General features: G+C 35.6%; 14 protein-coding genes. 8 read left to right on the plus strand and 6 right to left on the minus strand.

The window, feature by feature from the left end:
• Positions 1-38 precede the first annotated feature (38 nt).
• Both whiA and KI343_RS12380 read left to right on the plus strand, forming a co-directional pair.
• Positions 39-989: a DNA-binding protein WhiA gene (gene whiA, locus KI343_RS12375; protein WP_212926731.1), complete on the plus strand. Its 951-nt coding sequence runs from the start codon at positions 39-41 to the stop codon at positions 987-989.
• Between the two features lie 130 nt (positions 990-1,119).
• Positions 1,120-1,377: an HPr family phosphocarrier protein gene (locus KI343_RS12380; RefSeq protein ID WP_212926732.1), complete on the plus strand. Its 258-nt coding sequence runs from the start codon at positions 1,120-1,122 to the stop codon at positions 1,375-1,377.
• Between the two features lie 426 nt (positions 1,378-1,803).
• Here the strand turns inward: KI343_RS12380 and KI343_RS12385 are convergent, their stop codons facing one another.
• The 6 genes from KI343_RS12385 to KI343_RS12410 form a co-directional block, all read right to left on the minus strand.
• Positions 1,804-3,000 (minus strand): tyrosine-type recombinase/integrase, encoded by a 1,197-nt coding sequence (locus KI343_RS12385; RefSeq protein ID WP_212926733.1) that lies wholly within the window; start codon positions 2,998-3,000, stop codon positions 1,804-1,806.
• Positions 3,000-3,170, minus strand: coding sequence for a hypothetical protein (locus KI343_RS12390; protein ID WP_212926734.1), 171 nt, complete (start codon positions 3,168-3,170; stop codon positions 3,000-3,002). The genes KI343_RS12385 and KI343_RS12390 overlap by 1 nt, the downstream gene beginning before the upstream one ends.
• A gap of 91 nt (positions 3,171-3,261) precedes the next feature.
• On the minus strand, positions 3,262-3,900 hold the full coding sequence (locus KI343_RS12395) for a hypothetical protein (RefSeq protein WP_212926735.1): 639 nt from the start codon (positions 3,898-3,900) through the stop codon (positions 3,262-3,264).
• Positions 3,901-3,913: 13 nt separating this feature from the next.
• Positions 3,914-4,261, minus strand: coding sequence for a DUF4064 domain-containing protein (locus KI343_RS12400; protein WP_212926736.1), 348 nt, complete (start codon positions 4,259-4,261; stop codon positions 3,914-3,916).
• Between the two features lie 117 nt (positions 4,262-4,378).
• On the minus strand, positions 4,379-4,810 hold the full coding sequence (locus tag KI343_RS12405) for an ImmA/IrrE family metallo-endopeptidase (protein ID WP_212926737.1): 432 nt from the start codon (positions 4,808-4,810) through the stop codon (positions 4,379-4,381).
• Positions 4,811-4,828: 18 nt separating this feature from the next.
• A complete protein-coding gene (locus KI343_RS12410; RefSeq protein WP_212926738.1) occupies positions 4,829-5,254 on the minus strand; it encodes a helix-turn-helix domain-containing protein in 426 nt (141 codons plus the stop codon).
• Between the two features lie 178 nt (positions 5,255-5,432).
• On the opposite strand from KI343_RS12410, the gene KI343_RS12415 reads away from it, so the two are divergent.
• The 6 genes from KI343_RS12415 (at position 5,433) to KI343_RS12440 (ending at position 7,605) form a co-directional block, all read left to right on the plus strand.
• Entirely contained in the window at positions 5,433-5,666 is a 234-nt protein-coding gene (locus KI343_RS12415; RefSeq protein WP_212926739.1) for a helix-turn-helix transcriptional regulator, read from the plus strand.
• 18 nt (positions 5,667-5,684) lie between these two features.
• On the plus strand, positions 5,685-6,497 hold the full coding sequence (locus KI343_RS12420; RefSeq protein WP_212926740.1) for a Rha family transcriptional regulator: 813 nt from the start codon (positions 5,685-5,687) through the stop codon (positions 6,495-6,497).
• Entirely contained in the window at positions 6,497-6,691 is a 195-nt protein-coding gene (locus KI343_RS12425; RefSeq protein ID WP_212926741.1) for a hypothetical protein, read from the plus strand. The genes KI343_RS12420 and KI343_RS12425 overlap by 1 nt, the downstream gene beginning before the upstream one ends.
• Positions 6,692-6,696: 5 nt before the next feature.
• A complete protein-coding gene (locus tag KI343_RS12430; protein ID WP_212926742.1) occupies positions 6,697-6,981 on the plus strand; it encodes a helix-turn-helix domain-containing protein in 285 nt (94 codons plus the stop codon).
• 121 nt (positions 6,982-7,102) lie between these two features.
• Positions 7,103-7,366, plus strand: a complete 264-nt coding sequence (locus tag KI343_RS12435; protein ID WP_212926743.1) for a helix-turn-helix domain-containing protein — start codon at positions 7,103-7,105, stop codon at positions 7,364-7,366.
• Positions 7,363-7,605, plus strand: a complete 243-nt coding sequence (locus KI343_RS12440; RefSeq protein ID WP_212926744.1) for a hypothetical protein — start codon at positions 7,363-7,365, stop codon at positions 7,603-7,605. Before KI343_RS12435 ends, KI343_RS12440 begins: the two co-directional genes overlap by 4 nt.
• Positions 7,606-7,715 lie beyond the last annotated feature (110 nt).

Consider the following 7,715-nt stretch of genomic DNA (forward strand, 5'->3'; position numbering starts at 1 on the left):
GTGTGCATAAGGTTTTAAAAGGGAAGGAGTGTGATACCATGTCCTTCGCATCAGATATCAAGAAAGAACTAACCGCTATTCAATCGGATTCTTGCTGTCAGTTTGCTGAACTAGCTGCATTAGTTCGAATGAATGGCGTTATTTCTATATCAAAGCAAGGTTATGGGCTGGATGTCCAGACTGAGAATGCAGCCATTGCAAGGCGTATCTACACATTAATTAAGCAAAATTATACATTGCCTGTAGAACTGCTTGTCCGTAAAAAGATGAAACTAAAAAAGAATAATGTCTATATCGTTCGAATGAAAAATGGCGTTCAATCCTTATTGAAAGATTTGGATTTAATGGAAAACCAATACCAAATTGTTCGTACCATTTCTGAGAAGTACTTAGAAAAGGAATGCTGCCGAAAGTCTTATTTACGTGGAGCATTTCTAGCAGGCGGATCAATGAATAATCCAGAAACATCTTCCTATCATTTGGAGATTTTCAATTATTACGAGGAACATGCAGAAGCCTTAAAAAAGCTTCTGAATGGGTATGATTTACATGCAAGAACATTAGAACGTAAAAACGGCCATATTGTTTATATGAAAGAAGCAGAGCGAATTACTGATTTTCTAAGCATTATCGGAGCTCATCAAGCATTATTAAAATTTGAAGATGTACGAATCGTTCGTGATATGCGGAACTCTGTCAATCGATTAGTAAATTGTGAAACAGCAAACTTAAATAAAACCATTGGTGCAGCTTTCCGCCAAATAGAAAATATCAAACTGATTGAGCGAACAGTTGGGTTAGAGCAGCTTCCAGAAAAATTACAGGAAATTGCTAAGCTGCGCATACAGTACGAGGAAGTATCTTTAAAGGAATTGGGTGAACTTGTTTCAAGCGGTACTATTTCTAAATCAGGGGTTAATCATCGTCTGAAGAAAATAGATGAATTTGCAGATAAAATTAAGCGCGGAGAATTACAACTTGGTAATTAATGCTAGCATCTGCAGAATATGATATAATGCAATAAATATATATTAATGACATCGCCGTTAAACATATGCAGAGTTTTCTCTGCTTTTAAAAAAATGAAGGCGTTTACTTAAAGACAGGAGAGTGAATTTGGTGGTTGAGAAAACGGTGAAAATTGAACTGGATTCAGGACTACAAGCAAGACCGGCAGCTTATTTTGTTCAAGAAGCGAACAGATTTAATTCCCACATATTTTTGGAGAATGATCACAAAAAAGTGAATGCAAAAAGTATTATGGGGCTGATGAGTCTAGCTTTAACAAAAGGAGAGGAAATCAAACTGATTATCGAAGGAGAAGATGAAGAGGAGGCAATGGAATATTTAACAAGCCTTGTACGTGAAAAAGTTTAATTACACTAATATTGGTGAGTGTTTTGTTTTTTAATAATAAAGTAGATGTTAGTGGTTGACGTTGATGATAAAGAGAACCCCTCAATTAGAGTGTGAGAACTGAACTCTAATTGAGGGGGAGTGTTATAATCTTTTTTATTTATAAAACTTATGATAGCTAAAGCCATGTTGTACATCTAGAATAAGAGAAAATCCTATCTGTTAAAGTGATAGTGACTATTAGCTTTTCAGCATATTATTACAAGATAAAAATCAGAACATAGGTTGTAAACTAAAATTTATCGTCATTTAGTAATATAATAATCATTAGCATTCTAAAGTTACGCGCCCAGAGGGATTCGAACCCCCGGCAAACCTGGTACCGGAAACCAACAGGAGGTATTCCTCTTCGTAAAAACTGATTTAAACAGGTATTAACAACAACAATTAATATTCATCTGATTTAATCTCATGCAATGTGAAGTTAGCACTTTTGTTTGCAATCGAGTTTGCGGATTTCCCTTTATCATTATTTCCATATAACGACTTTTGTATACTTGTTGCAGCGATTTTTTGAATCCCGGGGATAACATGTGAATAAGTATCTAAAGTCGTTTGGATAGACCGATGTCCTAAACGCTCTTGTACAACTTTTGGATGCACACCGGATTTTAATAAGAGTGTAGCATGAGTGTGTCTAAGCCCGTGGAAGCTAATTTTTTTAACATTACTCTTTTTAAGAGTACGTGTAAATACAGTCCTCAAATACGTCGGCCGTATAAATCCTCCGGTTGAAGTAGCACACACCAAACCGTTATCTTGGTAATCACTTCCGCAACTCATTTGATCTTTACGTTGCTGTCGCTTATGTTCTTTCAATATTTCTATTGTATCATCATCTATTTCAATTGTTCTATAGCTCGTGGGAGTTTTTAGTTGGGAAGACAATTCCCATTTCCCTTCATCGTCTTTTTTTAATTGATGTGTAACGGATATTGTTTTGTTAGCAAAGTCAACCTTATTCCATTTCAAACCTAAAACTTCACCTCTGCGCATCCCAGTAGCAAGTGATAGCAATATCGGCATTGCGTGATTCTTACTTTTTAAATTGCTCATAAACTCTGTTACTTCATCCTCTGACCAATACTCTATTTCTTTTTTATCGACTTTAGGAGCCTCTATATCTTCCATAATACCTTCTTTGATTCCATATTTTTTTCCTCTTAAAAGAGCGCTAGATAAGATGCGATAAATATGCTTTTTGCTGCGTTGAGATAGTTCTTTTTCATTAACTTCATCGATAAAAGATTCGATATGATAACTCTCTAATTTACTTATTTTCCATCGACCTAATCCCGGGATTATATGCTTTCTCATGTATGATTCGTAATGCTCGTATGTTCCAGGAGCAACGGTGCTCTTTTTTCTGTCTAACCATTGATTAAAATATTCTTCCATTGTCATATTAGCAGGATCAGTGTATCCTTTTTTCAACTTACTAATAATATTAGGTAAATCTTCTTCTGCATCTTTTTTTCTCTCATAACCCGAAAACCATTTCTGTTTTCGCTTATTATTGTGGTCTCTTCCGATATCAACTACGATGGAATACTTCTTACCTCGTTTAATGATATGCCCACGCATTATAAATCACCTTCATTCTCTAAATAATATCTTGGGATTTCTTTATAATCGACTAACTTCCCCATTACTTGCCCGTCATCATTAAGATAAATAGAATCATAGACAGGTAGTTTTACCATCTCGCTCATCGCTTTTTGTCTTCTCTTTTCTTCTAGTGATGTGATTTTCATTAAAAATCCCCCTGCAAAGAATGTATGTTCTGTTTGTTGTTAAAAGAGAAGGCGTACTAAGTACACCTTCAGTTAGTTTATTCAGTCGCAATTACTGTTTGTGAAATTCAAAGTCTTTCCAATCATTCGGCTCTTTGTCTTCTGGTAACATTTCTTCTTTATAAACTTCTTTATCAATTGGTTCTTTCATCGTAAATTCGAATGATTCTGGAACGCCATATTCAAAATAGATGCTTTCAGCAAACTTAGCACGCGTATCTGGTTCAATAAAATCAGTTCCAATTGCATCCGCTATCGTTTCCTTTTCGCTAGTTTTAATATCTACTCCAAATATCCCTATTCTATCGCTATCTGGGTTGTCGTTTTCATGTTCCCCCATCATATAGACCAATTCTTCACCGTCCGAATTTTCTACTATTATAAAAGCAAATTTCGCTGTATATCCGTCTTTTTCAACAGTTACCATTCCGTTTTCGTCGGTTTCTTCATTGGTATACTTACCAACCACTTTATATTCGGCTGCGCCATCAACAAACGCATCGTATTGATCATCTGTAATGATTTCCATTGGATCGTCTGTTGTGTTAAGTGTTTTTCCATCTTCTATTCCAGAATCAGTTTCTTCCAACTCTCTTGGTTCCGCATCAGCGTTAACATCTTTTTCTGCATCATCACTTCCGCAAGCTGCTAATAATGTAGTAAGTAATAAAGCGAGAAATAATTTCTTCAAAAAATCCACTCCTTTAAGCTGCAGCTGAATCTTTAGTTTTATCTTTTTTAATAACGCCCATAAGACCAGCTACACCAATTAAAATAGCAGAAACTAGATAAAACATAGAAATGCTAATAAGTCCACCGACAGCTGAAATTAATAATAAAATTCCACCCAATTTTGCTTTTGATTTAACAACAACGGAACCTACGATAGCTAGCGCTGAAAACAAAAATGCTGCCCATCCTAAACCAGATATTTCACTTGTTCCAGTCTCACTAAATGCAGCATCAATACCACCTATCATTAAGGCGAGTATAGCAGCCCCAAATCCAATAATTCCTCCGATTAAACCTAATACAAATTCTGTAGTTCTCACTTAAACCAACCCCTCATTTAGTTTTATATCTATGTAATCTGTTAAAGAAACAGTTATTGTCGCCTATAAATTATAGTAGCACAAGGTCTGCATTGGACAAATATTCCTATAAGCATATTAAAATTTTTTTAGGTGGATAACCTCGTTAGGAACACCATGTATGCCACCAATTTCTTTAATAGATAGATTTGTGTTTTTGTACTCATGAATCGATTTATCTGGCAAAAGCATCTCAACAGCGAATCGATTGGCCTCTTGCTCAATCTTATCAACCGAGAGAAGGGTTTTGCGTCGTAAAAAAGGTGTATTAGTCTTAGAATGGAGCTCAACGTGTCCTAATTCATGGGCGCTAGTAAACTTTTTGATTGCATCGCTCAATTTAGAATTAAGAAAAATAAACTTATTTCTTCTTATATACTTGTAAAACCCATAAATGTCCTCGTGCATATCTCTTTCAACAAGAATAATGTTTTTTGCAGCAATTATTTCATAAGGATCGTTCGTCTTGTACTTTTTTGTTATATCTTCAACAGTCTCTTTAATCCACATAGTAAAACCCCCGCTGAATTACTGATTCTCTCTATTTTTATATTTGTTTGGGGCGTATTTTTTATTTATTCTTGTTGCCTGACGTTCTGCGTACTCTAGAGCTTCTAATAAAGATTCCTTTGCATCTTCACTCATCGGCTCACCCATAAAGTTCAAACCATCTTCTCCAGTGCCTTCTTCTAAATCTTTTCTCATTTTCGCTATTCTTTTTGCGATATCTTTTTCATCTACTGCAGTTAAATCTGGATCATTAGTTCTTCCTAACAAGTAATCTGACGTAACACCAAAGTAATCAGCTAACCTTCTCAAATTATCAGTATCCGGAGTTCTATCTCCACTTTCATAACCAGAAATAGAAACTTTAGTAACATTAATTATTTTCCCTAGTTCTGCCTGTGTTAACTTTTTCGCCTTCCTCAATTCCCTTAATCTCTTTCCATCCATAGGTGTTTTCTCCTTTACCAATAAGAGCATTTGTTTCACCTCCATTATAAGTTAACTAATTGTTAATTTCATTTAAATTAACTAAAAAGGAACTTTTTATAGATATACGCTTGACAAGTTAACTATATGTGAATTATACTAAAGTTAACCTCGAGTTAACCGGAAGGGAGTGATAAAAATGGCGCTTGATAAATTAAAAGAAATTCGCACCAGAGAGAACTTAACTTACCAAGAAGTTGCTGACCAAGTAGGTATATCCAAAGAATACTATTGGATGATTGAAAATGGTAAGCGCCGATTAACTTATGAGTTAGCAGTCAAGATAGCCGCTGTGTTCAAATCTAGGCCCGATTATATTTTTTTAGACAATGAGTTAACTAGAAGTGAACTAGAGAACCATAAAGTGATCTAAAAGACAGGAGGTAATCATATGAACCAATTAAAAGTAATTTCTCACAACGGACAACTCGTAACAGAAAGTCGTGAAGTAGCAAAAATGACTGATAAAACTCACGCTCACTTAATGCGAAACATTCAAGGATATAAACAGGTTTTAGACCCCAATCCAAAATTGGATTCGGCAGATTTCTTTATTGAATCGTCTTATAAAGACAGCAACAACCAGACAAGGCCGTGCTTCCTTCTAACCAAAAAAGGTTGCGACATGGTAGCCAACAAAATGACTGGTGAAAAAGGCATTTTGTTCACCGCTGAATATGTCACTCGTTTTGAAGAAATGGAAAAACAACTAACAAGTAACAAACCAGAAATCGATACAACACAACTAAGTCCAGAACTTCAAATGATGAATCAAATGTTTCAAGCGGTAGCGAAGAATGAACTTGAAACAAAAGAAGTTAAACGGCTGGCTTTGCAAACTCAAAATGAAGTTAATAACATTTCCAACATTGTATCTATGAACAGCGATGAATGGAGAAGCACCACTGACGTAGTTCTCAAAAAGATTGCTGCTAAATGGACAGGTGTTGAACCGTATCGCAGTGTTAGAAATCTTAGTTACGAGCGATTCGAAAAGAAAGCTAAATGTAAATTAGAATTACGCCTTAACAATCGCAAAGAAAGAGCACTTGCTCAAGGAATGTCAAAAACTTATATCAACAAAATTAATAAGCTAGATTGCATTTCAGAAGATAAAAGATTAGTAGAAATCTATATCCAGGTAGTTAAAGAAATGGCTATTCAATTCAAAGTTGATATTAGTGACTTAAAGGATGTGATCTGATGCTATACCACAAAATAACTTCCGAAAACGGAACAACTAAGATGGTTGATTTATATGAAGATGAAATCTTTTCTATTTGTCCATCTTGCGGAATCGAACAGGAAGTCGATACCGAATTGCTTCAATCCATATTAACAGACGGTGACTTCGGCGGAACAAGCGTGTATTGCGCTGAATGCACTAAAAAGGAGTGATCTAAATGTCCATGGAAGAATCCATTCGCCAAATCATTCGTGAAGAGAACGAAAAGCATCTACGAGATATTGAAAGAATGCTTCAGTCTCACGGATATAAAAACACGCCTAGATTTCTTACAGTTCCTGAAGCAGCTGAAATATTAAGAGTTGGGAAATCTGCAGTTTATGAATTATGCAGACAATCTAAACATAATGGTTTCCCGTCCATCAAAGAAGCTGAAAAGATTCGCATTCCGTACAGCGCTTTGATGAACTGGATAGACCAACAAATTAAACAAGCAAACTAGAAACCAACTGAGGGTTGTCGGTAATTACATTATAACTCTATCAACCTAGTATTGCTGTTCTCTTTCGGAACATTCTGATTATGTTCTTATAACGAACATTAAAGGAGGTGAAATTGACGTTATGGAGATGGCAAAGGCGCTTGTCAAAATGAGGAAGGGGGCAAAATTTAGCCAAGAATTTATGGCTGATCGTATGGAAATGTCTCGCAGTAATATAGCCAAGTTAGAAACAGGCCGAGTGGAGTTGAAAGCAGAGGATTTGCTGAAATGGTGCAAAATCACAAACAACCCGGAAATGCTAATGGCTTTATACGCGGCAGTAGATATTGCAGCACCTTTTACTCAAATGATTACAGGATTTATCAGATTAGGAGGGTTATTATGAAAAACATTTTTGAAAGATTACAAAAAGAAAAAGATTGCTATAAGTATTGCCGAGAAAATGAAGGATTAGCTCTACGGGATGGCGATATCTCAAAAGCAATTGTTTACGCAGAAAACGCAACTAGATCGCTAGAAGAAATCAACAAGATTGAAAAATACATCGCAGAATTGAACGCAATCAAAATGATAGTTGTCGCAATCGAGCAAGATCATGAAGATTTCTTGAGGTCCCGCATATGAGTGAACGCTTTTACAAGTGGTTTCACGTGTTGGGTTATATAGCGGCATTAGCATTTCTGTACTACATGATGACTTCAATTTAAGGAGGTGAATATGATGGACATACAGCA

The sequence above is a fragment of the Oceanobacillus sp. J11TS1 genome (assembly GCF_018333215.1).
GTDB lineage: Bacteria > Bacillota > Bacilli > Bacillales > Amphibacillaceae > Oceanobacillus.

Bases quoted from the DNA above. Each gene is read 5' to 3' on its own strand.
- KI343_RS12440 (WP_212926744.1), top strand. From the start codon at position 7,363: ATGAAAAACATTTTTGAAAGATTACAAAAAGAAAAAGATTGCTATAAG.
- KI343_RS12405 (WP_212926737.1), bottom strand. From the start codon at position 4,810: ATGTGGATTAAAGAGACTGTTGAAGATATAACAAAAAAGTACAAGACG.
- KI343_RS12425 (WP_212926741.1), top strand. From the start codon at position 6,497: ATGCTATACCACAAAATAACTTCCGAAAACGGAACAACTAAGATGGTT.
- KI343_RS12420 (WP_212926740.1), top strand. From the start codon at position 5,685: ATGAACCAATTAAAAGTAATTTCTCACAACGGACAACTCGTAACAGAA.
- KI343_RS12415 (WP_212926739.1), top strand. From the start codon at position 5,433: ATGGCGCTTGATAAATTAAAAGAAATTCGCACCAGAGAGAACTTAACT.
- whiA (WP_212926731.1), top strand. From the start codon at position 39: ATGTCCTTCGCATCAGATATCAAGAAAGAACTAACCGCTATTCAATCG.
- KI343_RS12390 (WP_212926734.1), bottom strand. From the start codon at position 3,170: ATGAAAATCACATCACTAGAAGAAAAGAGAAGACAAAAAGCGATGAGC.
- KI343_RS12410 (WP_212926738.1), bottom strand. From the start codon at position 5,254: ATGGATGGAAAGAGATTAAGGGAATTGAGGAAGGCGAAAAAGTTAACA.
- KI343_RS12385 (WP_212926733.1), bottom strand. From the start codon at position 3,000: ATGCGTGGGCATATCATTAAACGAGGTAAGAAGTATTCCATCGTAGTT.
- KI343_RS12435 (WP_212926743.1), top strand. From the start codon at position 7,103: ATGGAGATGGCAAAGGCGCTTGTCAAAATGAGGAAGGGGGCAAAATTT.
- KI343_RS12430 (WP_212926742.1), top strand. From the start codon at position 6,697: ATGTCCATGGAAGAATCCATTCGCCAAATCATTCGTGAAGAGAACGAA.